General features: G+C 41.9%; 26 protein-coding genes, 2 pseudogenes and 1 riboswitch. All 28 genes and pseudogenes read right to left on the bottom strand.

Annotated elements, in window-relative coordinates; genetic code table 11:
* Positions 1 to 31: 31 nt before the first annotated feature.
* The 28 genes and pseudogenes from OCV65_RS09230 to OCV65_RS09100 all read right to left on the bottom strand — a co-directional run bounded on the left by OCV65_RS09230 (position 32) and on the right by OCV65_RS09100 (position 25,132).
* Positions 32 to 2,692, bottom strand: a complete 2,661-nt coding sequence (locus OCV65_RS09230) for an ABC transporter permease (protein WP_008707471.1) — start codon at positions 2,690 to 2,692, stop codon at positions 32 to 34.
* Positions 2,686 to 3,396, bottom strand: a complete 711-nt coding sequence (locus OCV65_RS09225) for an ABC transporter ATP-binding protein (protein ID WP_008707470.1) — start codon at positions 3,394 to 3,396, stop codon at positions 2,686 to 2,688. Before OCV65_RS09225 ends, OCV65_RS09230 begins: the two co-directional genes overlap by 7 nt.
* Before the next feature lie 73 nt (positions 3,397 to 3,469).
* A complete protein-coding gene (locus tag OCV65_RS09220) occupies positions 3,470 to 4,375 on the bottom strand; it encodes a sensor histidine kinase (protein WP_055066700.1) in 906 nt (301 codons plus the stop codon).
* 4 nt (positions 4,376 to 4,379) lie between these two features.
* Complete coding sequence (locus tag OCV65_RS09215) at positions 4,380 to 5,054, bottom strand: response regulator transcription factor (protein WP_008707461.1); 675 nt, start codon at positions 5,052 to 5,054, stop codon at positions 4,380 to 4,382.
* Between the two features lie 227 nt (positions 5,055 to 5,281).
* Positions 5,282 to 5,521, bottom strand: coding sequence for a DUF6061 family protein (locus tag OCV65_RS09210; protein WP_020994096.1), 240 nt, complete (start codon positions 5,519 to 5,521; stop codon positions 5,282 to 5,284).
* A gap of 578 nt (positions 5,522 to 6,099) precedes the next feature.
* Positions 6,100 to 6,219: pseudogene (locus OCV65_RS13450) on the bottom strand (rubredoxin-like domain-containing protein); the annotation flags it as partial.
* A gap of 54 nt (positions 6,220 to 6,273) precedes the next feature.
* The gene (gene rbr / locus OCV65_RS13445; RefSeq protein ID WP_262581807.1) at positions 6,274 to 6,816 is read right to left on the bottom strand and encodes a rubrerythrin; all 543 of its coding nucleotides are present in this window, start codon (positions 6,814 to 6,816) and stop codon (positions 6,274 to 6,276) included.
* An 18-nt stretch (positions 6,817 to 6,834) separates the two neighbouring features.
* Positions 6,835 to 7,455 (bottom strand): annotated as a pseudogene (locus tag OCV65_RS13440) (flavin reductase family protein); the annotation flags it as partial.
* Positions 7,456 to 7,463: 8 nt separating this feature from the next.
* Positions 7,464 to 7,856: a Fur family transcriptional regulator gene (locus tag OCV65_RS09195; protein ID WP_262581802.1), complete on the bottom strand. Its 393-nt coding sequence runs from the start codon at positions 7,854 to 7,856 to the stop codon at positions 7,464 to 7,466.
* Positions 7,857 to 8,029: 173 nt separating this feature from the next.
* Positions 8,030 to 8,215: a cytochrome C gene (locus OCV65_RS09190; protein ID WP_262581801.1), complete on the bottom strand. Its 186-nt coding sequence runs from the start codon at positions 8,213 to 8,215 to the stop codon at positions 8,030 to 8,032.
* Positions 8,216 to 8,325: 110 nt separating this feature from the next.
* Positions 8,326 to 8,853, bottom strand: a complete 528-nt coding sequence (locus OCV65_RS13515) for a DUF4316 domain-containing protein (protein ID WP_330666917.1) — start codon at positions 8,851 to 8,853, stop codon at positions 8,326 to 8,328.
* Complete coding sequence (locus tag OCV65_RS09180; protein WP_262581800.1) at positions 8,843 to 9,103, bottom strand: transposon-transfer assisting family protein; 261 nt, start codon at positions 9,101 to 9,103, stop codon at positions 8,843 to 8,845. Before OCV65_RS09180 ends, OCV65_RS13515 begins: the two co-directional genes overlap by 11 nt.
* On the bottom strand, positions 9,100 to 9,768 hold the full coding sequence (locus tag OCV65_RS09175; RefSeq protein ID WP_262581799.1) for a zinc-ribbon domain-containing protein: 669 nt from the start codon (positions 9,766 to 9,768) through the stop codon (positions 9,100 to 9,102). Before OCV65_RS09175 ends, OCV65_RS09180 begins: the two co-directional genes overlap by 4 nt.
* 174 nt (positions 9,769 to 9,942) lie before the next feature.
* The gene (locus OCV65_RS09170) at positions 9,943 to 10,677 is read right to left on the bottom strand and encodes a MerR family transcriptional regulator (RefSeq protein ID WP_066557019.1); all 735 of its coding nucleotides are present in this window, start codon (positions 10,675 to 10,677) and stop codon (positions 9,943 to 9,945) included.
* A 295-nt stretch (positions 10,678 to 10,972) separates the two neighbouring features.
* Entirely contained in the window at positions 10,973 to 13,027 is a 2,055-nt protein-coding gene (gene lysS, locus OCV65_RS09165; protein WP_262581797.1) for a lysine--tRNA ligase, read from the bottom strand.
* A gap of 19 nt (positions 13,028 to 13,046) precedes the next feature.
* The gene (greA, locus tag OCV65_RS09160) at positions 13,047 to 13,529 is read right to left on the bottom strand and encodes a transcription elongation factor GreA (protein ID WP_118383174.1); all 483 of its coding nucleotides are present in this window, start codon (positions 13,527 to 13,529) and stop codon (positions 13,047 to 13,049) included.
* Between the two features lie 64 nt (positions 13,530 to 13,593).
* Positions 13,594 to 14,559, bottom strand: coding sequence for a tRNA dihydrouridine synthase DusB (dusB, locus tag OCV65_RS09155; RefSeq protein WP_262581794.1), 966 nt, complete (start codon positions 14,557 to 14,559; stop codon positions 13,594 to 13,596).
* Between the two features lie 34 nt (positions 14,560 to 14,593).
* Complete coding sequence (locus tag OCV65_RS09150) at positions 14,594 to 15,382, bottom strand: type III pantothenate kinase (RefSeq protein WP_262581793.1); 789 nt, start codon at positions 15,380 to 15,382, stop codon at positions 14,594 to 14,596.
* A gap of 9 nt (positions 15,383 to 15,391) precedes the next feature.
* Positions 15,392 to 15,739, bottom strand: a complete 348-nt coding sequence (locus OCV65_RS09145) for a DUF6145 family protein (protein WP_262581806.1) — start codon at positions 15,737 to 15,739, stop codon at positions 15,392 to 15,394.
* A complete protein-coding gene (locus OCV65_RS09140; RefSeq protein ID WP_118383177.1) occupies positions 15,732 to 16,712 on the bottom strand; it encodes a biotin--[acetyl-CoA-carboxylase] ligase in 981 nt (326 codons plus the stop codon). Before OCV65_RS09140 ends, OCV65_RS09145 begins: the two co-directional genes overlap by 8 nt.
* Positions 16,713 to 17,648: an ornithine carbamoyltransferase gene (gene argF / locus OCV65_RS09135; RefSeq protein ID WP_262581792.1), complete on the bottom strand. Its 936-nt coding sequence runs from the start codon at positions 17,646 to 17,648 to the stop codon at positions 16,713 to 16,715.
* 25 nt (positions 17,649 to 17,673) lie between these two features.
* Complete coding sequence (locus OCV65_RS09130; RefSeq protein WP_416810580.1) at positions 17,674 to 18,597, bottom strand: SPFH domain-containing protein; 924 nt, start codon at positions 18,595 to 18,597, stop codon at positions 17,674 to 17,676.
* 23 nt (positions 18,598 to 18,620) lie between these two features.
* The gene (locus OCV65_RS09125; protein ID WP_262581790.1) at positions 18,621 to 19,055 is read right to left on the bottom strand and encodes an NfeD family protein; all 435 of its coding nucleotides are present in this window, start codon (positions 19,053 to 19,055) and stop codon (positions 18,621 to 18,623) included.
* A 67-nt stretch (positions 19,056 to 19,122) separates the two neighbouring features.
* A complete protein-coding gene (gene rlmB, locus OCV65_RS09120) occupies positions 19,123 to 19,926 on the bottom strand; it encodes a 23S rRNA (guanosine(2251)-2'-O)-methyltransferase RlmB (protein WP_262581789.1) in 804 nt (267 codons plus the stop codon).
* Positions 19,927 to 20,003: 77 nt separating this feature from the next.
* Positions 20,004 to 20,693 carry a response regulator transcription factor gene (locus OCV65_RS09115; RefSeq protein ID WP_262581788.1) on the bottom strand — a complete coding sequence of 230 codons (690 nt, stop codon included), beginning with the start codon at positions 20,691 to 20,693 and terminating at the stop codon, positions 20,004 to 20,006.
* Positions 20,686 to 22,182, bottom strand: coding sequence for a sensor histidine kinase (locus tag OCV65_RS09110; RefSeq protein WP_262581787.1), 1,497 nt, complete (start codon positions 22,180 to 22,182; stop codon positions 20,686 to 20,688). Before OCV65_RS09110 ends, OCV65_RS09115 begins: the two co-directional genes overlap by 8 nt.
* 112 nt (positions 22,183 to 22,294) lie before the next feature.
* Entirely contained in the window at positions 22,295 to 23,482 is a 1,188-nt protein-coding gene (gene metK / locus OCV65_RS09105) for a methionine adenosyltransferase (RefSeq protein WP_262581786.1), read from the bottom strand.
* Positions 23,483 to 23,681: 199 nt separating this feature from the next.
* Positions 23,682 to 23,781: riboswitch (SAM riboswitch) on the bottom strand.
* Between the two features lie 58 nt (positions 23,782 to 23,839).
* Positions 23,840 to 25,132: a UDP-N-acetylglucosamine 1-carboxyvinyltransferase gene (locus OCV65_RS09100; protein ID WP_262581785.1), complete on the bottom strand. Its 1,293-nt coding sequence runs from the start codon at positions 25,130 to 25,132 to the stop codon at positions 23,840 to 23,842.
* Between the last annotated feature and the right edge of the window lie 70 nt (positions 25,133 to 25,202).

Here is a 25,202-nt window from a genome sequence, read left to right as displayed (position 1 = left end):
TAAAGAAATTCTAAAAATCCTGATTATAAATCTATCTTCTAATCTCACTTATGATATTCTCTTTTCCCATCTTCCAAGCCGGAAACATTACTGCCACTACTGCAATCACTACATTCAGCACCATAATTCCATTCAGAACCAGATTCGGAATATTAGTAGTATAATGTAAAAACTGCAGCACATGAGCCAGATAATAATTCATCACTCTGCGAAGAACTCTGTTATAAATAAGATAGATAAATACATCCGCCAACAATCCATACAGAATACCTGTCTGTAAAATCATCTTGTAAAATCCGCCGTCCGTAATCCCTATTGCTCTGATAATCCCGTACTCTCTTCTTCTGGTCAGAATCGTATGACTCATGCTGTTTACGATATGGAACAGGCTGATAATCAGCAGAATCACTGCAATACTGGAAAAGAAGATCTGCTGCTGTCCAAGATAACCTTTCTGTGTTGCAATTGCGGTCGTATAATCCTGCAATACTGCCTTGGGAACATCTCGGATTACTTGTAATAACTGATTGCTCACGATCTTTGCATCCGCACTATCAGCCGGCGATGCATTGATAAAACTATAATCTGTAATTCCAAAGTTTTCTTCCATCTGTTCGCCTGTCATAATCACACTCTGCGCATTTTTCCAGACTTCTGTATTCAGAAAATCTTTCTCCTGCGCCAACGGTCTGTTTACGATTGCCGCAATCTCAAACTCTTTTTCAATATAGTTTTCTTCGCCACTTTGGAATTTTAACAGTTCATCTGTATAGTTTTCTGTCTTTGGTACTCGAAGAGTAATGGTATCGCCCGGCTTCTTTCCATAAAAAAAGTAATTTCCCTGACCGTCCATATTCGCCGTCACAATCACTTGATTATTATTCTTTATTGTTTCCGGCTGAATCTCTCCCTCCAGAATAAAATCCCGAAGCTGTTCTATCATCGCTTCATCGTAACCGTACACATTATATTTAATCCGATAATTTCCATCTTCCTGCTGCTTACAGATCCCATCATATCTCTGGATATAATACGGCTCCTGATTTTGATATTTGAAATAGTCACTCCATTCTTCTTCTGACAAAAATTCGTTTTTGGAAATCTGTAATTCCCCCATCGTATACTTTGTCGCATATACATTCTCTGTTTCCGGCATGTTTTTAATCTTATCTGCTACCGCCTCCGGAATCGTATCCTTCAGCGAGTCAGATTTTAAAGAAATACGGTACTCAGAACCAAGCCCATCATCCGATATCAGCGAAAGTTCTGCGTGAACCTTCAAATTTTCTACCATATAGGTGGTACATAAGAAAATGCAACCGCCGATAGACAAGGATAATAAAATCCCTATTACCTTTCGTTTATTGGCAAACATGAATTTCCGCACCACTACATTTGCCATATTAACATTTCGCATAGCGTATATTTTTCTTCTTTTTACAAAAGAAGTATCTCCACTCATCACAGTTTTCAGCGAATCTTTCCGCATGGAACGAACCACGAGAAAGGCAACGAGTGCTAACGAAATCAGTAGAAATACAAAACCAAACACAACAGCTTCCTTTGAAACAAAAAACTCTACTGTATTTTCTCCTTCTGCTAACGTATGGTCCGCAACAGAAAGACCATTCCCTGCTCCACTGATTCCTTTTCCACCAAATACACCGCTAAATTTCTGATACATAAGGCTTAAAACACCATTTCCTAAAAGACATCCTAACGGATATCCAATGAAAAATAACGTCCAAAGTTCCAAAAGTAAGGTGCCACCAATCTGCGCTTCACTGATACCTAATGTCTGTAATATTCCGTACTCAGAAGTTCTCTTCGATACAGAAATACTGAATACGCTGTAAACTACGAAAAGACTGAACAGACATAACAGGAAAATCATTCCGTTGTAAGCCAGATTGTAGTCGCTCTGCAATTTCAAAACGATATAAGTGAAGTTTCCTTCTTCTTCAAACAGACCAAATTTCACGATTTCAGAAATGCTGCTTGGTGCTTCTCCGCCAAGATACTGTATTACTTCATCATTTTCTGCTACCGATTCAGAAGATAATTTATGTTCCTGTAAAAAAGCATCCAACTGTTTATATAACTTCTCATCTTCATTAAAACTGAGATATAAAAACGTCTGGCTTCCTCGACCTTTAAAAGAATCACTTACAAAAACTTCCATTTCACTGGAACTTGCCGCCCATTCGCTTTTCAGAACACCAGTAACAATATACTCTTTTTCACCAATGCGAAGGGAATCTCCTAAATTCCCTGAAAATCCAAGATTACTAAGCACAAATCCATCCGCTGCAATTTCATTTTCTTTCTCAGGGAATGTTCCTTCCAACAAGTCTCTGTGTGCCATTTGACGATAAGTTTCATCGGCATGGATAAAACAGATCATAAATTCTTCTGCCACAACGTCACGGATTTCCATTTTTCCACACTGTTCCAGCGTATATCCTTTTCCTTTCTCACCGCTTTCTACAGAATTAAAAAGTTCCTTATCCGTTTCAATATAATAATGCCAGTCTCCGTAAATAGTTTTGCTGTTCGCCAGATCACTTTTCTGACTGCTGTAAATCAAAGAAGAAATCCCGGAAAGCAATGATGCTGTTAATAAAATACTCGCAAAAATTGCAAATGTCTGGCTCTTGTAATACCGCATATATTTCCATGCCAGCTTTAACATACGACATCACCGCCTTTTGCCGGAAATCTTCTCTTTCCTGTAACAATCTGACCATCTTCAATATGAATTACTCTGTCGCAAGTCTGTGCAATGGCTTCATTATGCGTTACCATGAGAATCGTCTGATTGTACTTACGACAACTCGTTTTTAATAACCCCATAACCTCAATGGTTGTGGCTGAGTCCAAATTACCTGTCGGTTCATCGCAAAGCAGGATACTCGGTTTATTTGCCAAAGCTCTGGCGATTGCAACTCTTTGCTGCTGACCGCCGGATAATTCGTTTGGATATTTCTTGCGTTTCTCCCAAATGCCCAGTTCCCGCAACAATTCTTCGATATATTTGCGGTTAATATGTTTTCCACAGTCAAATGTAACCGGCAATGCCACGTTATCATACACATTCAACACAGGCATTAAACTATAATTCTGGAATACAAACCCTATATTTCTTCTACGGAAAATCGTCAGTTCTTTTCTTGAAAGAGAACCAATCTCTTTATTCTTTATAAAAATCTGTCCACTTGTCGGATTATCCAGACCACCGATTAAATTAAGACAAGTAGATTTGCCTGAACCAGATGTGCCTACAATGGCAACAAACTCGCCTTCTTCTACTTTTAGATTGATATTCCGTAGTGCCTTTACCTGATTATCTTTTTCTCCATATATTTTCTCAACATTTCGTAATTCTAAAATACTCATCCGTCATCACTCCTCTTTTCTTGATACATCCAGTATAACTGCCGTATCTTGCAATTTCTTTACAAACGGATGATTAGTTCTTACAGTTTTGTAAGAACACAGAAAAACAGCTTCCCTTTCCATACTCGGAATCTACCGTCATATATCCTTTTTCTTTTTCCAAAATCAGATTAGAAAGATACAAACCAATCCCAGAACCTTCCATATTCTCAACTTCTGGGCTTCTATAAAATCGTTTGAATATATCGGTCATTTCCTCCTGCCGGATACCACGCCCATTATCTGCAATCTGAATCTCTGTGTATAAATCATAACTTTTTACACAAATGGAAATAGTTCCTCCTCTATCGGTGTACTTAACAGCATTTTCCAACAAATTTACAAATACTTCTGCTGTCCATTTTCGATTATGATACAGTAATCTGTCCTCAAATGGTTCCAATGTAAAGTTGATTTCCTTTTTTTCCAGTTTCTCATAAAGCGTATCTACTGCGTCTAAAATCGTCTGCTTGATCCCTATTGCTTTTCCTTCAAAGCCATCAATATTTTGCTCCAATTTTACCATCTTCGATAAAGACTCCACAATCCAACTCAGCTTGTCAATCTGTCGTTGCATTTTTTCAGAAAACAATGTTTTCCGTTCTGATGTAATTTCCTCTTTACTTAAGATTTCTGCATAGAGAGAAATATTCGCTAAGGGCGTTTTTAATTGATGAGACATATTAGATACCAGACTTTTCACCTGCTCTTTTTCTTGTTCGGCACTATTCACGTGATTATCAAGCACTTCCTGTATCTGCTTGATTTTACTGACAAGGGCAGAATATTCTCCTTCTTCCACATCAGAAGCTGCAATCATTTCCCGATTTAACACACTGTCCAGCAAACGGTCAATCAGGCGATATGTTTTTCTTTTTTGATATATGCTATATCCAATCGACAAACACAAAAGCACTGCTAAAAGTATCGTAATCCACATCTCTTTATTCCTTCCAGATATATCCGATTCCATGAACTGTTTGAATCCATTTTGGTTTCGATACATCATCCTCTATCTTTGTACGAAGCCTGCTGATATTCACAGACACCGTATTGTTATCTACATATTTTCCATCACTATCCCATATCTTCTCTAAAATCTGCTCCTTAGAAAGGATATGATTCTTATTTTCAATCAAATACACCAACAGACGGTATTCCAATTTGCTAAGAGAGATTTCTGAACCTCTTTTATATACTTTACAAGTACTCTGGTCTATGCTTAATGAACCTGTAACAATCTTTGTACTTTCAGATTTTTCTTGAAGTATCCGCTTCATTCTTGCTTTTAATACACCCAGAGAAAATGGTTTTGACAAGTAATCATTTACCCCTAATTCTAAAGCCTTTATCTCATCCATTTCTGTATCACGAGCAGTCAGCATAATGATTGGGATATTGCTGTAGCTACGAACTTCTTTACAGAGTTCAAAGCCCGTTCCGTCCGGCAGGTTACAATCCAAAAATACAATATCATAACCACCGTTTGCGATTTCTTGTAAACCATCCTTTTTTGTCCCTGTCTCTGTCACATCATATCCATCACCAGAAAAGGAGAAGGAAAGTCCCTCTCTCAAATCAACATCATCTTCAACTATTAGAATTTTATATTTTTCCATCATGTATTTCCTTTATTGCTTCATATCAAATTACTGCTTTTTACTTCATATTTCATTATACAGTAACCACCCTCGTTGTAAAGCAAAAAGCAAGCCATTTCAGACTTGCTTTCCACCATACAGTTTTAAAAATTAAACTCTATTGTAAAATGCGTATTAGCAATCATCTTGCATCTTAAGAACCCTCAAGAAATGAGATAGATCTACAACAATATTTCACTTCTTGCTTAATAAAGTTCTAATGAATCTTCTGCATCCACCCACATCTGTAAATTGCCATCAAGATATAATCTTGCATATTCCAAAGGCTCATCCACAGCCAATGAAGTAAGCGCACATTCTGATCCATATGTGGTTTTTAAATTTTTTTCAGCTTCCCAGCAATCAATGCGAAGCATATATCCGGCACTTGTGTAAACATCAATACTATCGTGGTTTATGTTGTATTCTGCATAAATTGTTCTCATCGTATCTTATCTCCATTTTCTTTTGATAATCAGTTATAAAGTTAAATATCGAAAACATTTCAATCAGTTCACCATGTCGTTATTGTTATATGTTATATTGTGTTATGAAATTTTCTTTCCCTTAATTTTTCCCATATTAAGGTTCATAAAAACCAATGGGAGAATGTAACACAAGGGAAAGAGTAAGGGAAAGTTCACTTGCTACAAACTTAGTATTTTCAAGGGTTTGCGAAGAATTTGATAATCAAATATAACAGTTATTAAATTTCCTAAAATATGTGAAATATCAACTGAAATTTGTTATTTAACATAGAACGAAAAAATTTCAATTTGACGAATAACGAGCCATGCGCAGACAGACACGAAATCAGCCGTGGGAGCTTGCTCACAAACGGCTGTATTTCCGACTGGATGCATAGGGCGACAAACGACATGAGCAAGAACACGATATGTTCTGCGAATGACTTTTGTCGGCATGGCGAGTGAAACAATTAACTCCGAACTCATTCCTCTCGTAAAAAAATTCCTTTATTTCAATCAGTTTGCGGTTTACTTAAAGTATCTGTCAAGCATACCCTTTATAGCCTTACCGTGTCTTGCTCCAAATATACAATCAACTCGCCTTCAACCTTTGTAAACTTCGCTCCGCTAACATGGCATGTAGGACATTCAGCTGGCGGTTCAGCTCCTTCATGTACATATCCTCATACCGGGCATACCCATTTCTCTATTTTCGTTTTCTCCTTATTATTTTAATAATTTTCTTTTCTCACTTCAAAATAAGCCTGCGGATGATTACATACCGGACACACCTCCGGTGCTTCAATACCAACTACCACATGTCCACAGTTGCGACATTCCCACATGGTTACGCCACTTTTCTTAAATACCTCCATTGCTTCTACATTCTTAAGCAATGCACGATATCTTTCCTCATGCATCTTTTCAATTGCTCCAACACCTCTAAATTGTGCTGCGAGCTCCGGAAAGCCTTCTTCTTCAGCTTCCTTAGCCATTCGCTCATACATATCTGTCCATTCTGCATTCTCACCTTCCGCTGCATGAAGAAGATTTGCCGGAGTATCACCCAGTTCTCCAAGTGCCTTGAACCAAAGTTTTGCATGTTCTTTTTCATTATCTGCAGTCTGAAGGAATAATGCAGCAATCTGCTCATATCCGGCTTTCTTTGCTACCGATGCAAAATACGTGTACTTATTCCTAGCCTGAGACTCGCCTGCAAATGCCTCCCAAAGATTCTTTTCTGTTTTTGTTCCTGCATACTTATTTGTTGCCATTGTATTATCTCCTTTACTTTTAATTACTTTTTCAAAATCTGATGCCGGATGCTTACACAAAGGACAAATGAAATCCTCCGGAAGCTCCTCGCCAACATACTCATAGCCGCAAATGGTACAACGCCATATCGTTTGTCCATCGTCTGTCTTTCCTACCTCTTGCGGCTTAGGTTTAATGTTATTCATATAATACTCATAAGTCACTGAAGGATAATCACTTAATACCTCCATATCTGTTACCTCACCTATAAACATTGTATGAGAACCTAAATCTTCAACCTTATCTACCTTAACTGAAATATACGCATTCGTTCCGTCTGTAACATATAGCAAACCATTTTCACCACGTTTACACAGGTTAAAATCCGCAAACTTATTAACGTCTTTTCCGCTTTGAAAGCCAAATCTTTTGAACAGATCAAATTTAACCTGCTGGCTTAATATCGATACATTAAAAAGGCCTGTTCTCATAATCATATCATGCGTATAATTCGCCTTATTAACACAAATACTCATTTGATTCGGTGTTGAAGCTGCCTGTATGGCAGTGTTGATAATGCAACCATTGTCCTTGTCGCCTTCTTTTGCAGTTAACACAAATAGACCATAGCTTAGTTTATACATTGCTTTCTTATCCATTACTTTCACTACTCCTTTTCTCTGTTCTGACAGTCTTTGCAGATTCCCTTAAACAAAATATCATAATCAAGGAATTTTATACCATGCTTGTCACGTATAAAAGAATCCATTTCTTTTATCTCATCCATGTCAACATCAAACACTTTGTCACATATTATGCATTTTATATGATAATGTTTCTTCAGCGTAAAATCAAAACAATCCGCTCCATTGGGTATTTCGACTTTTCTTATTCTATTTTCATCTGCTAATATGCTTAAATTCCTATAAACTGTTCCTTTTCCGATAGATGGATAATCTTTCTTTATATAGTCGTACACCTCATCTGCAGTAACGTGTCGATGCATCTTAGTTACAGCGTTAAGCACTAATTCCTTTTGTATAGTGTTTCTTTTTTCCATAGCGCGTCCTTATCAACAACAATTCCTAATAAGGATTATATACTATCTACATCTGTTGTCAATCAATTTTTGCTATTTTTGTCCCCTGAGTAATAAATTGCGCCCATGACTTTAGCACGTTAATGTGTATAGTGATATGAAAAAAATTCGAATTTAGCATAACAAATTCTAATTTATCGTTTTTCAGACGCTTGGAACCGGGCCAGTACTTCGAGGAAATGTTTCCCGATGGCTTCTGGGTCTTTGTTCAGTCCCTCGCACACAAGCCTTAGTCCGTCCGGCGTAAGAATACGTCCGTTATTTCTATCTTTACACAACTGCTGGTAATCTTCCAGCTCTTTCTTTGAAATCGTAGGCATCTCACACCTCCTGCGTATAAGTACTAATTTCAAGTGTCTCCCTTGGAGGCATTTCAAATTAACACTTATAAGAAACCGACACCCCTAACGACACCGCGACACCCCTACGGTTATGCGGCAGTATTTTGTATCAAATAGCGAGTCTTAATTTCATAAATAGTCTTCGCTACATTGTTTCCTGCAAGGACATCACTGTCATCATAAAAGAGAATATTTACCATATCTGTAACTGGCTTTACCGGTTCTGTTTCAGTCTTCACAAGCCCCTCATTTGCCTTATCTGCGGCTTTATCCTTTGGTTTGACCGAATTATTAACCCTGCCATCTATCATGTCATAATTGGCTTCTGTGCCCGATTCTGCGCTTCTCAGATACTCACCATTCTCATATGATTTCTGCCAGTTTTCCATACGGCGTATAAACGGTGCCATCTTGCCAATCTGATTTTGGAAGCGTTCTCTGATTTTAGGAACTGTTTCATCCTTTGCTACAAGTCCTGCAATCATTTTCTGCTTATAATACTCAATACGAATCGACAGCTTCTTTTCCCTGATAAACTCCATGGTATGATGCCATAATTTTCTTCCCTGCAGTGTATTCTGATCTGCTCGATATATTGCAAACTGATTAATATGCATCCGCTTCATCCTCCTCGTAGAGATATGATGTCAGATCCAGCGAATAAAAGTATTCGTCTTCAATCTGCAGAAGTTTTTCGATTGTACTGCGAATGGTTTCAATCAACTGTTCCGCAGTAATCACATCCGGATCATCTTGTAAAACTTCTATGGCTTCCTGCATGGTCTGGATTGTTGCCTCTCGGCTCTTCTCTGCATAGATGGCCATCAGCATCATTTCATCCTGCTCGAAATCTACCCTTTTGCTCATAAGCTCACCGCCTCCTTTCTCTTCTGTGATTTTGTATGTGCTTTCAGGAATATGTACCCACTGCAATACGGGCATTTGCTCCCACCGGAACGGGTAGAAATAAGGGTGTTCCACTCTTTGCCGCAATCCTTACACTTCCACCAAACCTTACGATTGGCAAAGACCGTAACCTGAGTTGGAAGTAACGGATAATTTCTGTCCGACCACTCGGCTGCTATATCCGGCAGAAGTGTTGCAAGGTCATTAAATCCTGCCAACACTTTGTTATGGGAGCAATACGGGCAACCAGTTTTATTTATTGTCCTGCTCTTAACAGCAGCTTCCCACTCGTGTCCTTTCTCACATCTCCAAATCACTTTCTTATGAGAACCAATAGAAACCTCTGTCGGTTTTATCCTATTCTTTTTCGACCACTGTTTTACCAGTAATGGCTCTAATGTCGTCAAATCGTTAATACCTGCAATCACTCTCGCACCGGAACATATCGGGCATTTTTCTCCATTAGAACGAGCCTTAACGCTTGCCTGCCATTCATGACCGCAAGCACCTCTCCACCATACTTTTTTATTTGAACCGAAAGTAATGTCATCAGGCGTAAGCGTTAAATTCTTTTCCGACCACTCCGAAACAAGCTCCGGGTGTACTTCTGCTAAACTGTTATTCATAGCCAAACCTCAACCTCCTTGTGCTTAGAGTATATGAAGTTTTAGCTTTATCTTGTAGTTTGCGAATATCCATATAAATAGAAAAAGCCCTTTGAGAAAAGGATTTTCTCCTCTCTCAAAGGGCAAGTTCAAAACTGGATTTATCGTGTGCATTACATAAATAAAAATTCAATTTTACTCTGCATTATCACAATATATCTCTATTGCATCTGCTACAAATATTGCTGTACCTTCTCCACCATATGCATCAATATTTGTTGTAAAATCTCCACCTCCTGAATACATTTTTCCTAATCCACGCAAAATCTTATTTGTACAAGTATATAAGTTTTGGGTAATATAATCCTGTAATCTTCTTACAAGATTCTGTGCATCATCAGATGCTGGATTCATATTCTTCATCTCTCCGGCTTCTTTAAAAAAAAGCATAAATCTATCTGCTAAGATTTTCTCATCTTCTTCAGTTCGATTCTTTTGCTTTTCTTCCATCTCCTTATATTCTGGTGTATTACCGTATAATTCCTTTGCCTGTCTGCTATATTCATCTAATTTACTTCTATCAAAAGCCTTAAAATCCATGTGTTTCACTCCTAACAATTTTATTCCAAGAGCAAAGTTCATTAAGTTCTCAATATGTTCCTTTTTAAGCTTAAGCAGCTCTATTTGTTGTTCTAAAGCTTTGCTTCTGTCAAAATCAGGACTATTAACAATCATCTTAATGTCTTTAAGAGGAAACTCCAATTCTCGAAACAGCAAAATATGTTGAAGGCGTTCCAAATCTGCATCGTCATACAATCTGTAACCCGCATCGGTGTATCCCGTCGGATGTAAAAGACCAATCTTGTCATAATATTGTAGAGTGCGTATACTCACTCCGGCAAGCTTACTCACTTCATTTACTGTCATCATCATCATTTCCTCCTCTCTCGATAAATATACTTTAAACCATTACGCAACGTAGGAGTCAACAGTTTTTTCAAAAAATATTTTATACAAATTCCCGATTTGTATTTCTGTTTGTTTTAAAAATGGGCAATCCCGATTGGAATTGCCCACTCATTGCACTGATTATGCGATTTTTTCTTGCTTGCACCGATTTCTGCATCAAATGATGTAAGTTTGATGTAAATCGCTGTTTTTTCAGTTTTTTATCAAATGAAGTACGTCCCGTCTATTCGGTAAAACGGTACATCTTTACATCATCTTAATAGAGCTTTGCACCTGCCGGAATGTGGTCATCTACCATCAGAAGATGAAGCTTTTCTTCGCCTTCTTCTTCATGAATAGCACTGAGGAGCATACCGCAAGAGTCAATGCCCATCATCGCTCTCGGTGGAAGATTTGTGATAGCGATAAGAGTCTTTCCAACCAGTTCCTCCGGCTCATAAAAGCTATGAATACCGCTTAAAATGGTTCTGTCTGTGCCTGTTCCGTCATCAAGAGTAAACTGTAACAGTTTCTTTGACTTCGGTACTGCAACACACTCTTTAACCTTTACTGCACGGAAATCTGACTTGCTGAATGTATCAAAGTCTACCATTTCCTCAAACAAAGGCTCAATCTTTACTTTAGAAAAATCAATCTTTTCAGACTCAGTTTTTACATTTTTTTCAGATGCTTCAGAAGCTGTATTATTTACATCATTTTTCTTATTTACACCATCTAATGACTTCATTGTCGGGAAGAGCAGTACGTCACGGATTGCCTCTGCCCCTGTCAGCAGCATGCAGAGACGGTCGATTCCGTATCCGATACCACCTGTCGGTGCCATACCGATCTCAAGTGCGTTCAGGAAGTCTTCATCCGTATGCTGCGCTTCCTCATCACCAGCTTCTGCATTAGCATCCTGCTGTGCAAAACGCTCTGCCTGATCGATTGGATCATTCAGCTCTGAGTATGCGTTACACATTTCCCATCCGTTCATAAACATCTCGAAACGCTCTACGTATTCCGGATTACCAGGAATCTTCTTGGTAAGCGGTGAGATTTCGATTGGATGATCCATTACAAATGTAGGCTGAAGCAAATGTTCTTCTGCATATTCTTCAAAGAACAGAGAAAGGATATCACCCTTCTTATGTCTGTCTTCGTATTCGATGTGGTGCTCATCTGCCAGTTTCTTGGCATCCTCAGTTGTCTCCACATCGTTCCAGTCAATACCGGCGTATTTCTTAACAGCATCGACCATAGTAATTCTCTCAAATGGCTTACCAAGATCCATTTCAATGCCTTTGTAGACGATCTTAGTAGTTCCGAGAACTTCCTGTGCCACATAGCGGTACATATTCTCTGTCAGATCCATCATTCCATTGTAATCTGTGTATGCCTGATAGAGCTCCATCAGCGTGAACTCTGGATTATGTCTTGTATCAAGACCTTCATTACGGAATACACGACCAATCTCGTATACCTTTTCCATACCGCCTACGATAAGTCTCTTCAGATAAAGCTCCAGAGAAATACGAAGCTTCAGGTCTTCGTTCAGTGCATTAAAGTGTGTTTCAAACGGTCTTGCAGATGCTCCGCCGGCATTACTTGTCAGGATTGGAGTCTCTACCTCCAGAAATCCCTGATCACCAAGGAATCTTCTGATTGCGCTGATGATCTTAGAACGTTTGATAAATACATCCTTTGATTCCGGATTCATAATAAGGTCAACATATCTCTGACGGTATCTGAGGTCTGTGTTGGTCATGCCATGGAACTTCTCCGGAAGGATCTGAAGACTCTTAGAGAGCAGTGTCATCTCTTCAGCATGGATAGAAACCTCACCTGTCTTTGTACGGAAGGCATAACCTTTCACACCATAAATATCACCGATGTCAGACTTCTTAAAATCTGCATATGCATCTGTACCGATCACATCTCTTGCAACATATACCTGAATGCTTCCATCCAGATCCTGAATATTGCAGAATGAAGCTTTACCCATCACACGCTTAAACATCATACGTCCCGCGATGCTTACGTGAATCGGACTTGCATCCATGATCTCTCTGCGCTCATTGTAATCGTCATTGACTGCCTGCTTTGCTTCCTGCTCATCCATACCCTCTGTATTCACAGAAGCTCTTCCTGCAAGAAGCTCTGCTTCGTGAGCATTGTACAGCTCTTTTACTTCCAGAGAGTGGTGTGTCTGATCATATTTTGTAATCTGAAATGGGTCCTTGCCCGCTTCCTGAAGGTTAGCCAGCTTCTCACGGCGAACCTTTCTTAACTGATTAATATCCTGTTCCTGTCCATTCTTCTGTCCAGCCACTTTCCTTACTCCTTATCTCTTAAATAGATCTCTCAATCTTCAATACTTTATAGGTAATATCTCCTGCCTGTGTCTCTACGACTACTTCATCGCCGACTTCACGTCCGAGAAGCGCCTTTCCAACCGGAGATTCGTTGGAAATCTTGCCCTGAAGGCTGTTAGCCTCTGTAGATCCTACGATTTTGAATTCAATCTCTTCATCAAACTCTTCATCATATACAGCTACTGTACATCCGATGTTAATCTTATCAGAGTCTACTTCATCCTCTACTACAACTTCTGCATTCTTCAGAATCTGCTCCAGCTCATCGATTCTTGCCTCGATATCGCGCTGTTCATCCTTAGCAGCATCGTACTCTGCATTCTCTGACAGATCGCCCTGTTCTCTTGCTTCTTTTATCTTTGCAGCAACTTCTTTACGCTTAACAACTTTCAGATTCTCAAGCTCATCCTCCAGTGCTTTTAAACCTGCATACGTAAGAATTTTCTTCTTTTCTTCCATGTTTCTCATCGCTCCTTACTATACTTTCGCAATTTCATAATTATACATAATTGAATCATTTCTGTCAATTGTTTCCGGTTATCATTTTTGTCAAAAGTGCTTCTAATTCTTCATATGTCTCTACCTGATTCACCATGTCTCTGAGTCTGGCGGATCCGGTCATTCCTTTGGTATACCACGCTGTGTGCTTACGCATTTCCCGGATTCCCAGATACTCACCCTTGAACTCAATCTGCAGTCTCGCATGTCGAAGTATCGTATCACATATCTGCTGAATGTTTGGACGCTCTGGAATCTGTCCGGTCTCTTCATACACCAGCAGTTCATGAAAAATCCATGGATTCCCCTGCGCTCCTCTTCCGATCATCACTCCATCACAGCCCGTCTGCTTCCGCATATCTGCTGCAAGCCTCGCCGAAGTCACATCTCCATTACCGATAACCGGAATCTTCACCGCCTCTTTCACCTGTCGGATAATCTCCCAGTCTGCCTTGCCGGAATAATACTGTTCTCTGGTTCTTCCGTGTACCGCAATTGCTGATGCCCCTGCCGCTTCTATGACCTTTGCAATCTCTACTGCATTTAGTGACTGTTCATCAAAGCCTTTACGTATCTTTACCGTCACAGGTTTTCGAATTGCTTTCACTGTTTCGGCTACAATATTATATACAAGCTTCGGGTTTTTCATGAGTGCTGATCCCTCACCATTTTTTACCACTTTTGGAACCGGACAGCCCATGTTAATATCCAATATCTGAAACGGCAGCTCTTCGATCTTCTTTGCCTGTTCCGATATAATCTTCGGATCTGAGCCAAAGAGCTGTAGTGATACCGGATATTCATCTGGATGAATCGAAAGCAGTGCTTTTGTATTTTTATTCTTATACTGTAATGCCTTGGCACTGATCATTTCCATACACAACAGTCCCGCGCCCTGCTCTTTGCATAGCAGACGAAATGGCAGGTCTGTTACACCTGCCATCGGCGCCAGAATGTATGGATGCTTGATTGTCACATTTCCTATCTGCATGTCCACTCCTTATACTCCGCACAGACACTTCCGCCTACACGCTCTCTCTGGCTATCTTTTTATTCTTCTCATAGATCAGTTCCAGACCCTTTAATGTCAGATCCTGATCATAATAATCAATAGAGTCTGTCTCTTTATAAATGATATTGCCCAGTCCACCTGTCGCTACTACCTTCGCATCAGTAAACCCGGATTCTTCTTTCAACCGGCGGATCAGATACTCTGTCTGACCAATATATCCATATACAAGCCCCGCCTGCATACTGGAAATAGTCTCTCTCGCAAGGATCGTATCCGGCTTGCGGATCTCAATCTCCGGAAGCATCGCTGCCCCACCCCAAAGTGCTCTTGCCGATGTCCGGATACCAGGTGCCGTTACACCTATACCAAAAGTACCATCTGGTTCTACCAGGTCAAAGGTTGTTGCTGTTCCAAAGTCTACTACAATAATCGGTCCACCATATAATTTATAGGCTGCAACCGCATCCACAATTCGATCCGGCCCCGTCTGTCTCGGATTCTCTGTCGCTACTCGGATACCAGTCTTGATCCCGGCTGACACGATCACCGGCTTATGTCCAAAATATTTAATAATAGCACTACTGAATGAATGCATAATATCCGGTACAACAGACGCAACGATAACCGCATCAATCTCATCCGGATTCATATTCTGATTCCTTAAAAGCTCTCTTAGCGTAATACCATATTCATCGGAAGTTCTTGACATCATCGTTGTCATACGGAACTTTCCCAAAAGCTCTCTGTCTTCGAATACTCCCAGCGTAATATTCGTATTCCCTATATCTATTGCAAGTAACATAGCGTCCTCCTATTCCTCACCAGCCAGATCCATGTCTTCATTCAAAAAAAACACACGAAAATACATCTGAAGTGCTTCCAGCAGATCCGATTTCTCTGTCTGCAGCTTCTTAATCAGCAAGCGGCTGCCAATATCATCAAATGTCGGATCAAAATCTTCAGATGTAACCTCAAAGCACAGTTCGCCATTCTCTTCAAATACGAGTGTTAACACGCCTCCGACATCGTGCACATACAACACACACATAATCTTTAATTCTTCTTTTACATGATCCGGAAGTCCTTCAAAATCCGGATTCAGATAATACTTTTCGTTATAGGAGTTGGCTCCACAGAGCACAACTTTATCATCATACATACCCATATATTCCTCTTACCGATACCTCTCCGGCATAGATCGTCTCGACCTGCCCATTTTCCCGGCGCACCAAAAGCTCGCCATTTTTATCAATACCGATGGCATGTCCAGTATATTCATGCCCCGGCTCCAGCACACGCACCTCCCGGTCTCTGTTGACAAGCATTTCGTTATACCGCTCCCAGATCACCGACAGATCCCCTTCTTTTTCAAATTGCTCATAATATATCTCAAAACGCTTCATCACTTCTGCCACAAGTTCAGCCCGCTTTACAGACTGTGCACCAGCCAGATCCAGCGATGAGGCCTTATCTTCCAATTCCTCTGGAAATGTCTGCTGATGCACATTAATACCCACACCAATCACCACATAGTGGATCCATGTCATTTCCGTACTCATCTCAGTCAGGATTCCACAGATCTTCCTGCCATCCATCACAATGTCATTCGGCCACTTGATTCCCGGCGTAATTCCGGTCACCGTCTGTATGGCATCTGCCACGCTCTGCGCCATCAATACCGTAAGCATCGGCGCCTGTTCCGGCTTGATACCCGGTCTCAGAATTAACGTCATATAAATCCCGGTACCTTCCGGTGACTCCCAGACCCTACCGCGTCTTCCTTTCCCGGCAGATTGATGACCTGCTACTACCAGAGTACCGTGAGATACTCCCTCTTCAGCAAGTCGCTTTGCCTTCACATTAGTAGAATCTATGACTGGACAATAAAAAACGCTGCATCCGGCCCATTTCGTCTGCAGACGACTCTCAATCTCTGCCTGCGATATCACATCCGGAACACTGACCAGATGATAGCCTTTGCCATGCACCGCTTCTATATCATACCCTTCCGCTTTCAACTGTTCTATTACTTTCCAGACAGCAGTTCTGGAAACCTTTAACTGGTTACAGAGCTGCTGTCCTGATACATATCCCTCCGCACTGCGGAGCATGGATAATATTTCTTTTTTCATTTATTCACCCAGTGTAGCCACCATAATTGCTTTGATCGTATGCAGGCGGTTCTCTGCCTCATCAAACACTTTGGATGCTTCACTTTCAAATACTTCCTCAGTTACTTCTTTTCCTTTGTTAGCTGGCAGACAGTGCGAGAAAATTGTAGTATCTTTACCTGTTCTTGCCATCAGCGCACTGTTGATCTGGTAAGGCACTGCAAGACGGATACGCTCCTGCTCTTTTCTTTCCTCACCCATAGAATACCACACGTCTGTATACAGCATATCAGCGCCTTCTACTACATCCAGCTTATCAGATACTGTTACGGTAGATCCTGCTTCTTTCGCCAGCTTCTCACAGGTCTCTACTAACCATGTTTCCGGCCACAACTGCTTCGGAGCTGAAATTGCAACATCAATACCAACCTTTGCGCAGGCAACCATCAGACTGTTCGCTACGTTGTTACGTCCATCTCCAAGATACACTACCTTCAATCCCTTCAGGTATCCGAAGTGCTCTTTCAGTGTCAGCATTGTTGCTAACGGCTGTGTCGGGTGCCACTGATCTGTCAGTCCGTTCCAGACAGGTACACCACTGTGTTTAGCCAGTTCTTCTACATAAGAATGGTCAAAGCCACGGTATTCGATACCATCAAACATTCTTCCCAGTACACGGGCTGTATCTTCGATACTCTCTTTCTCACCAAGCTGCAGTTCGCTTCCTGCAAGGTAAGTTGCCAGAGCGCCCTCTTCCTGTGCTCCGATAGTGAATGAACATCTGGTTCTGGTAGACGGCTTTTCGAAAATAAGTGCGATGTTCTTATCCTTCAAGCTGTTGCCTCTGATGCCTTTCTTTCTCTTCTCTTTCAGCTCCTGCGCCAGATCTACGAGATAAATAATCTCCTCCGGTGTAAAATCAAGTAATTTCAAAAAACTGCGTCCCTTTAAATCCATGTCTTTTTCCTCTTTTCTTTATGTTTTATTCTTCTGTCGTATCTTTTCCGATCTCAGTCACAGATTTCACCAGTCCGGCGATCCCCTGAATTTCAGATGGAATAATGATCTTAGTAGCCTTACCATCTGCTGCCTTGGCAAATGCTTCCAGGCTCTTCATTGTAAGCACTGCCTCATCTGCTCCTGCTTCTTTCAGAAAACGGATACCGTCTGCATTGGCCTGCTGTACTTTCAAAATAGCCTCTGCCTGACCTTCTGCTTCTTTGATCATCTTTTCCTTCTCCGCTTCCGCGCGCAGAATTGCTGCCTGCTTCTCAGCCTCTGCATCGAGGATTGCAGATTCCTTATGTCCTTCTGCCACCAGGATCGTAGACTTCTTCTCGCCTTCTGCACGAAGGATTGCCTCACGTCTCTCACGCTCAGCTTTCATCTGTTTCTCCATCGCATCCTGGATCGCTGCCGGCGGAATAATATTCTTAAGCTCTACCCGGTTCACCTTAATGCCCCACGGATCTGTTGCCACATCCAAAGAAGCACGCATCTTGGTATTGATCGTCTCTCTTGAAGTCAGTGTCTGGTCAAGTTCCAGATCTCCGATAATATTACGAAGTGTTGTAGCTGTCAGATTCTCAATCGCCATGATCGGATTCGCCACACCGTAGCAGAACATCTTCGGATCAGTGATCTGATAAAACACAACCGTATCAATACGCATTGTTACATTATCCTTGGTAATTACCGGCTGTGGTGCAAAGTCTACTACCTGCTCCTTCAGATCCACACGTCTTGCCACACGGTCAACGATCGGCAGCTTCACATGAAGTCCTGTTCCCCAGGTTGCCTGATAAGCACCGAGTCTCTCTATTACTAATGCCTGTGCCTGCCGTACAATACGCACACAGGATACTACAACTCCAATCACAATCAAAAGAACCAAAATTCCTAACATACTGAAAATACCTGCCACCATAACTAATCCTCCTTTGCCTTTACAATCAACTTAACTCCCTGGATTCCCCGGATCATCACAACCGTATCTTTTGCAATGAAACCAGACGTCTCTTCTGTCTTCGCCGACCAGATCTGCCCGTTTACTTTTACCTGTCCTGCTGCATGCAGCGTATCCACATCTTCCAGCACCAATGCCTGCTGCCCGATCAGGCTTTCCACATTCGTTTTCTGTCTGTTCTGGTTAAAATACTTCACCGCAATCGGTCTCGTCAGTACCAACAGCAGAACCGATACGATGATAAATACTACAACCTGTACCGGCATCCCAAAGCCTAACACTGACATCAGAAGCGCCGCCAGCGCACCTCCGGCAAACCAGATCGTTGTAAGTCCCATGGTCAGAAGTTCGATCACAATGAGTACAATAAATATAATCAACCATCCCATTGTCTCCATAAGAATCCCTCCTTCGATTATGGTTCCATAACGGTTGGTATCATTATAATTATTCCAACTTCAAAAGTCAATGCCGACGTTGGCGCCCCGCTTCAAACATCACTACCGTAGCTGCGATCGCCGCATTCAGAGATTCCACCTGACCTGCCATTGGAATCTTAATGTATATATCCGCAAGTTCAGCCACCTGATCTCTGAGACCGTTGCCCTCATTTCCCACAAAAAATGCTGACGGTGTGCGATAATCCGGCTCATCGTAGGCAAGCTCTCCTGCCAGGTGTGTTGCATAAGTACGGATACCATGCTCTTTCATCTGCCGAATCACATCCGTTACGTTCTCTACATACACAAACGGCACGCGAAATATAGATCCCATCGTTGAACGAATAACCTTCGGATTATACACATCCACACAGTCGGAGCTCATGATAATCCCTGTTACTGCTGCCGCTTCCGCAGTCCGCAGGATCGTCCCCATATTCCCCGGATCCTGAAGATTATCTAACAGCATGATAAGTGGTACCTGTTCCGGTGCTTTAAGTTCCTTTTCAAGCCACGCTTCTCCCTGATTCTCCTGTGTCACCACACATAACACTCCCTGAGGCGTCTTGGTATCCGACACAAAATTCATCACGGTATCCGTCAGCACCTCCATCTGGCATCCGCTCTTCTTATGCTTTGCATCCACCAGTGCTTTTTCCTTTTTATAGAAATGTTCGGTCACATAGATTTCCAGAAGTCTGTCCTCCGGCACTTCCTCGAACATCCGAAGTCCTTCTGTAAGAAATACCTTTTCTGTATCTCTGGCTTTCCTTTTCTTTCTCAAATTCACAAGTCTTTTTACCTTTGCATTGGATGTACTGGTAATCATAGTATTCTCCTAAATCTTCAAATAAATAAGCGGATTCCTGTTGGAACCCGCCCGAATAACTGTTATCAGAACTATTGCTACATCTTGAATCTGTATCCTACACCCCAGATTGTCTCAATATACTGAGGGTTGGATGTATCCATCTCGATCTTCTCACGGATTTTCTTGATATGAACCGTCACCGTCGCTATATCTCCGATGGATTCCATATCCCAGATCTCGCTGAACAGTTCATCCTTAGTATACACATGATTTGGATGACTTGCAAGAAATGTAAGCAGATCAAATTCTTTTGTGGTAAATGCTTTCTCCTGGCCGTTAACCCACACTCTTCTAGCCGTTGTATCGATCTTCAGACCGCGGATCTCAATGACCTTATTCACCTCCGCTGCGCTTCCGATCAGTCTCTCATATCGTGACAGATGTGCCTTAACTCTTGCCACCAGTTCACTGGGACTGAACGGTTTGGTCATATAATCATCAGCTCCCAGGCCAAGACCCCGGATCTTATCAATATCATCTTTCTTCGCAGATACCATGATGATCGGTGTATTCTTCTCTTCCCGAAGCTTGCGGCAGATTTCAAATCCATCCATTCCCGGAAGCATCAGATCCAGAATTACCAGATTATAGTCCTCTTCCATCGCTTTCTGGTAACCGACCAGTCCGTCATTCGCCACTTCTACATCAAACCCGGACAGTTCCAGATAATCCTTTTCCAAATCTGCAATTGCCACTTCATCCTCTACTATTAATATCTTACTCATGAATCGGTACCTCCTGATATTTTCTTAATACAAAGTACATGGTCGTACCAGTGCCTTCCCGGCTGGTCGCCCAGATCTTGCCACCATGCTCCTCAACAATTTTCTTTACAATAGACAAGCCAATGCCGCTTCCTCCCTTCGAGGAATTACGAGATGCATCTGTCCGATAGAATCGTTCGAATATCTTCGTCAGGTCCTTCGCTGCGATACCTTTACCATTATCTTCCAGTTCTACCTGTACAAAATCTCCTACATCCTTCACACGCAGATTGATCATGCCTTTCGCTTTGTCCATATATTTGAGTGAATTATTAATAATATTGTGGATCACTCTCTTAATCTGCTCTGCATCTGCAATGATCTTCACATCGCCTTCTACGTAATTAAAATATCCAAATTCCACATTCTTAGACTCAAGTTCCATAGAAAGTTCTTCTGCGCAATCGTCAAAATATGCATTGACCGGGATGGTATTAAAATTATACGGAATACGGTTCGTATCGATCTTAGAATATAACGTTAGCTCATTGATCAGCGTGTTCATCTCATTCGCCTTGTTGTAGATCGTCCGTACATACTTGTCAATCTTTTCCGGTGTATCTGCCACGCCATCCATAATACCTTCTGCATAGCCCTTAATCGTGGTCACAGGTGTCTTCAGATCGTGAGAGATATTGCTGATCAGTTCCTTATTCTCTTTATCAAACTGGATCTTCTCTTCCGCGCTCTCTTTCAGACGTATTCGCATATCTTCAAAGTTCTGATATACCTGACCAAATTCATCATTATCAGCTTTTGGCATCTCAAAATCCAGATTGCCATTCTTAATATTCTCCGCAGCCTTCTGGATCTTTGCCACCGGTCCCATGACTGCTCTGTATATCCACACGATCAGTGCTGCGATTGTAAAAAGCAGGATCAATACCACAATGATTACAATTTCTCTCGCCATCGCACGTACTTCCGGCATCACAGTTCCCACATCCGTAACAAGAAATGCACTGCCCTCTTCACCATCTTCATACTGAAAATCAATCTGCTTTACAAGTGCCTGTGCTTCACCGCCAAGATAAATACTATTCTCCGATGGAGTTCTGTTCTCATCATATTTCGGCAACTGGCTGATCACTGCTTCTGCTTCATCATAATCTGTACCCACATATGCCATCATGTCATTCCTGCGCACCAACAGATAAGACTTCTTCTCTTCCAGTTCCTGATTAATCTTCTCCAGAAATGCCGCATCTTCCATCTTCTGTGGTGTCCGGTCGATCTCATCACACAGTTCTCTGTACGGCTTCGTCGTCAACTGTCCAAGTGTCTTGATTGAGTTAGACAGGCTCTCTACCGAAGTCTCACTGATACCATATGTCTTTTCTATACAATTCATCTGGTACTTTCCCACCGCAAATATAACACTTCCCGATAGAATAACCGGCAAGATCACGACTGTAAGAAATGCTACCACCAGTCTCGTCTTCAGCTTCATAATCAATAACCTCTTTATCTAAAAGTTATTCTTATCATAGCACAAAAATGGGTGCTTCTCACCAAAGCACCCATAAACATTTCTAAACTTTTTATAAAACAACAAGATGCTCTTACAGATATGCTTTCAGTGCATCCACCTTGTCTGTCTTCTCCCACGGAAGATCGATATCTGTACGTCCAAAATGTCCGTAAGCCGCTGTCTGTTTGTAGATCGGGCGTCGCAGATCCAGCATCTTGATCATGCCTGCCGGACGGAAGTCAAAGTTCTCTCTCAGGATCTCAACCAGCTTCTCATCCGATACTTTTCCTGTGCCGAACGTATCTACTCTGATGGAAGTCGGGCAAGCCACACCGATCGCGTAAGAAAGCTGAATCTCACACTTCTTGGCAAGTCCTGCTGCCACAACATTCTTAGCTGCATAGCGTGCTGCATAAGCTGCTGTACGGTCTACCTTTGTGCAGTCCTTTCCTGAAAATGCGCCGCCACCATGACGAGCCATTCCGCCATAAGTGTCTACGATGATCTTACGGCCTGTCAGTCCGCTGTCTCCGTGAGGTCCGCCGATTACAAAACGTCCGGTTGGATTCACAAAGAACTTAGTATCAGCATCTACCATATTAGCCGGGATCGTCTCATCAAATACGTATTTCTTAATATCCTCATGGATCTGCTCCTGAGTCACCTCCGGATCATGCTGTGTAGAAAGTACAACAGCATCCAGACGAACCGGTCTGTCCTGCTCATCATATTCTACAGTAACCTGAGTCTTTCCATCCGGTCTCAGATATGGCAGAGTTCCATTCTTTCTTACCTCAGTAAGCTTCATAGCCATCTTCTGTGCCAGCGCGATCGGATATGGCATCAATGCTTCTGTCTCATCAGAAGCATAACCGAACATCATACCCTGATCTCCTGCTCCGATAGCGTCGATTTCTTCGTCAGACATGGTATGTTCTTTTGCTTCCAGCGCCTTATCAACACCCATAGCAATATCTGTAGACTGCTCATCCAGTGCTACTACTACACCGCAGGTATCTGCGTCAAATCCATATTTGCCACGAGTATATCCAATCTCACGTACCGTGTCACGTACGATCTTCTGAATATCCACATATCCTTTTGTTGTAATCTCTCCCATAACCATAACCAGACCTGTAGTAGTGCATGTCTCACATGCCACACGGCTCATTGGATCCTGTTCCATAAGTGCATCCAGGATCGCATCTGAAATCTGGTCGCACATTTTGTCCGGATGTCCTTCAGTTACTGACTCTGATGTAAATAATCTTTTTTCCATCTTCTTATGTTCCTTTCTGTTGTGTAATTCAAGAATGCCTCGGCATTCTTGCCGGAGGCTATATCTTTTTATTAGCTGCATGATTATATATTCTCGACCAGGCTAACGCCTGATCGCCGTGCAATCAATGCTCTTTCATTTATTGCACAAAAAGCAGCCCACCAAGTGGACTGCTTTATTTCGTAGTTATAAACCAATCCTCTTATTGTTCGATTTGCTCGCTCAGGTTGGCACCTTCCTCCAATGGGGGTTGCCGCAGCTTCTCAGATCCTTTGTATCTCCACTGCTCTGAATAAGAGTTAGTCATAGTCAGGGACTTTTGCCCCTGCCATCATATTATTCAATTGTCTGCCGTCTCTAGCTGACTTTCAGCGTAAATCTGCGAATCTCACGTTCTGTACTGACACGCTCGATCACTGCACCAAGGCTTCTCAACTTCTCTTCAAACCGTTCATATCCTCTCTGGATATATACGATGTCATCTACAATTGTAATACCATCTGCTGCAAGTCCTGCGATGCAAAGCGCAGCTCCTGCACGGAGATCCGGTGCACTGACACGTGCTCCCGAAAGCTTCTCCACACCTTCGATCGAAGCGGAATTACCTTCTACCTTCACGCATGCCCCCATACGGGCAAGTTCATCCAGATATTTGAAACGGTTTTCAAAAATACTTTCAGTAATCATACTTGTCCCTTTGCAAAGAGCAAGCGTAACACCAATCTGTGGCTGCATATCTGTCGGAAATCCCGGATATGGCAAAGTCTTTACATGTGTACTGGTGAGTCCTCCCTTGGAAACCACGCGTACCGCATCATCAAACTCTTCTACTTCACAGCCAATCTCTAACAGCTTGGCAATGGTTGCTTCCAAATGCTTCGGAATGACGTTACAAACAGTCACATCACCCTTGGTAGCTGCTGCTGCAAACATAAATGTTCCGGCTTCGATCTGATCCGGAATAACAGAATACTCTGCTCTGTGCAGGGAACGCACACCTCGGATCTTAATCACATCGGTACCTGCGCCACGGATATTAGCACCCATGCTGTTCAGGAAATTCGCTACATCTACTACATGAGGCTCTTTTGCCACATTCTCCATGATCGTCAATCCATCAGCCATAGCCGCTGCCATCATGACATTGATCGTAGCACCTACACTGACAACATCAAAATAAATATGCTTGCCGACAAGCTTCTCTGCCTCAGCAATGATCTTGCCATGCTCGATCTCGACATCCGCTCCCAGCGCACGGAATCCTTTCAGATGCTGGTCGATCGGACGGCTTCCGATATTGCATCCGCCCGGAAGCGCCACAACTGCTTTCTTGTACTTGCCGAGTAACGCACCCAGCAGATAATATGACGCCCGGATCTTCTTGATATACTCATATTCGATATCAAAATTAGTAATTCCTTTACCATTGATCCTTACCGTATGTCTGTCAATACGGTGAACGGATGCGCCGATTCCGGCTATAGCGTCCAATAATACATTAATATCATTCACATCTGGCAGATTATCGATCAAAACCGTCTCGTCAGTCATAATAGCTGCCGCAAGAATAGCCAGAGCTGCATTCTTAGCGCCGCCAATCTCCACTTCCCCAACAAGCGGATTGCCGCCTTTGATAATATACTGTTCCATTTTGCACCTCAATTATTTTCTATTTATACTCTCGCCTTTATGTCCCAATATATATGGCACGTAAATCCAA

Origin of the sequence: Dorea ammoniilytica (genome assembly GCF_025567415.1) — a bacterium.
GTDB lineage: Bacteria > Bacillota > Clostridia > Lachnospirales > Lachnospiraceae > Claveliimonas > Claveliimonas ammoniilytica.
This window is presented reverse-complemented; position numbering and strand designations above follow the sequence as displayed.

What these genes read in the sequence shown, in the direction of transcription:
- OCV65_RS09230 (WP_008707471.1), bottom strand. Translation starts at nt 2,692, where the DNA reads ATGTTAAAGCTGGCATGGAAATATATGCGGTATTACAAGAGCCAGACA.
- OCV65_RS09225 (WP_008707470.1), bottom strand. Translation starts at nt 3,396, where the DNA reads ATGAGTATTTTAGAATTACGAAATGTTGAGAAAATATATGGAGAAAAA.
- OCV65_RS09220 (WP_055066700.1), bottom strand. Translation starts at nt 4,375, where the DNA reads ATGTGGATTACGATACTTTTAGCAGTGCTTTTGTGTTTGTCGATTGGA.
- OCV65_RS09215 (WP_008707461.1), bottom strand. Translation starts at nt 5,054, where the DNA reads ATGGAAAAATATAAAATTCTAATAGTTGAAGATGATGTTGATTTGAGA.
- OCV65_RS09210 (WP_020994096.1), bottom strand. Translation starts at nt 5,521, where the DNA reads ATGAGAACAATTTATGCAGAATACAACATAAACCACGATAGTATTGAT.
- rbr (WP_262581807.1), bottom strand. Translation starts at nt 6,816, where the DNA reads ATGGCAACAAATAAGTATGCAGGAACAAAAACAGAAAAGAATCTTTGG.
- OCV65_RS09195 (WP_262581802.1), bottom strand. Translation starts at nt 7,856, where the DNA reads ATGGAAAAAAGAAACACTATACAAAAGGAATTAGTGCTTAACGCTGTA.
- OCV65_RS09190 (WP_262581801.1), bottom strand. Translation starts at nt 8,215, where the DNA reads ATGCCTACGATTTCAAAGAAAGAGCTGGAAGATTACCAGCAGTTGTGT.
- OCV65_RS13515 (WP_330666917.1), bottom strand. Translation starts at nt 8,853, where the DNA reads ATGCATATTAATCAGTTTGCAATATATCGAGCAGATCAGAATACACTG.
- OCV65_RS09180 (WP_262581800.1), bottom strand. Translation starts at nt 9,103, where the DNA reads ATGAGCAAAAGGGTAGATTTCGAGCAGGATGAAATGATGCTGATGGCC.
- OCV65_RS09175 (WP_262581799.1), bottom strand. Translation starts at nt 9,768, where the DNA reads ATGAATAACAGTTTAGCAGAAGTACACCCGGAGCTTGTTTCGGAGTGG.
- OCV65_RS09170 (WP_066557019.1), bottom strand. Translation starts at nt 10,677, where the DNA reads ATGATGACAGTAAATGAAGTGAGTAAGCTTGCCGGAGTGAGTATACGC.
- greA (WP_118383174.1), bottom strand. Translation starts at nt 13,529, where the DNA reads ATGGAAGAAAAGAAGAAAATTCTTACGTATGCAGGTTTAAAAGCACTG.
- dusB (WP_262581794.1), bottom strand. Translation starts at nt 14,559, where the DNA reads ATGCAGATAGGAAATGTGACAATCAAGCATCCATACATTCTGGCGCCG.
- OCV65_RS09150 (WP_262581793.1), bottom strand. Translation starts at nt 15,382, where the DNA reads ATGTTACTTGCAATAGATATAGGGAATACGAATATTACGCTGGGAGTA.
- OCV65_RS09145 (WP_262581806.1), bottom strand. Translation starts at nt 15,739, where the DNA reads ATGTATGATGATAAAGTTGTGCTCTGTGGAGCCAACTCCTATAACGAA.
- OCV65_RS09140 (WP_118383177.1), bottom strand. Translation starts at nt 16,712, where the DNA reads ATGAAAAAAGAAATATTATCCATGCTCCGCAGTGCGGAGGGATATGTA.
- argF (WP_262581792.1), bottom strand. Translation starts at nt 17,648, where the DNA reads ATGGATTTAAAGGGACGCAGTTTTTTGAAATTACTTGATTTTACACCG.
- OCV65_RS09130 (WP_416810580.1), bottom strand. Translation starts at nt 18,597, where the DNA reads ATGTTAGGAATTTTGGTTCTTTTGATTGTGATTGGAGTTGTAGTATCC.
- OCV65_RS09125 (WP_262581790.1), bottom strand. Translation starts at nt 19,055, where the DNA reads ATGGAGACAATGGGATGGTTGATTATATTTATTGTACTCATTGTGATC.
- rlmB (WP_262581789.1), bottom strand. Translation starts at nt 19,926, where the DNA reads ATGATTACCAGTACATCCAATGCAAAGGTAAAAAGACTTGTGAATTTG.
- OCV65_RS09115 (WP_262581788.1), bottom strand. Translation starts at nt 20,693, where the DNA reads ATGAGTAAGATATTAATAGTAGAGGATGAAGTGGCAATTGCAGATTTG.
- OCV65_RS09110 (WP_262581787.1), bottom strand. Translation starts at nt 22,182, where the DNA reads ATGAAGCTGAAGACGAGACTGGTGGTAGCATTTCTTACAGTCGTGATC.
- metK (WP_262581786.1), bottom strand. Translation starts at nt 23,482, where the DNA reads ATGGAAAAAAGATTATTTACATCAGAGTCAGTAACTGAAGGACATCCG.
- OCV65_RS09100 (WP_262581785.1), bottom strand. Translation starts at nt 25,132, where the DNA reads ATGGAACAGTATATTATCAAAGGCGGCAATCCGCTTGTTGGGGAAGTG.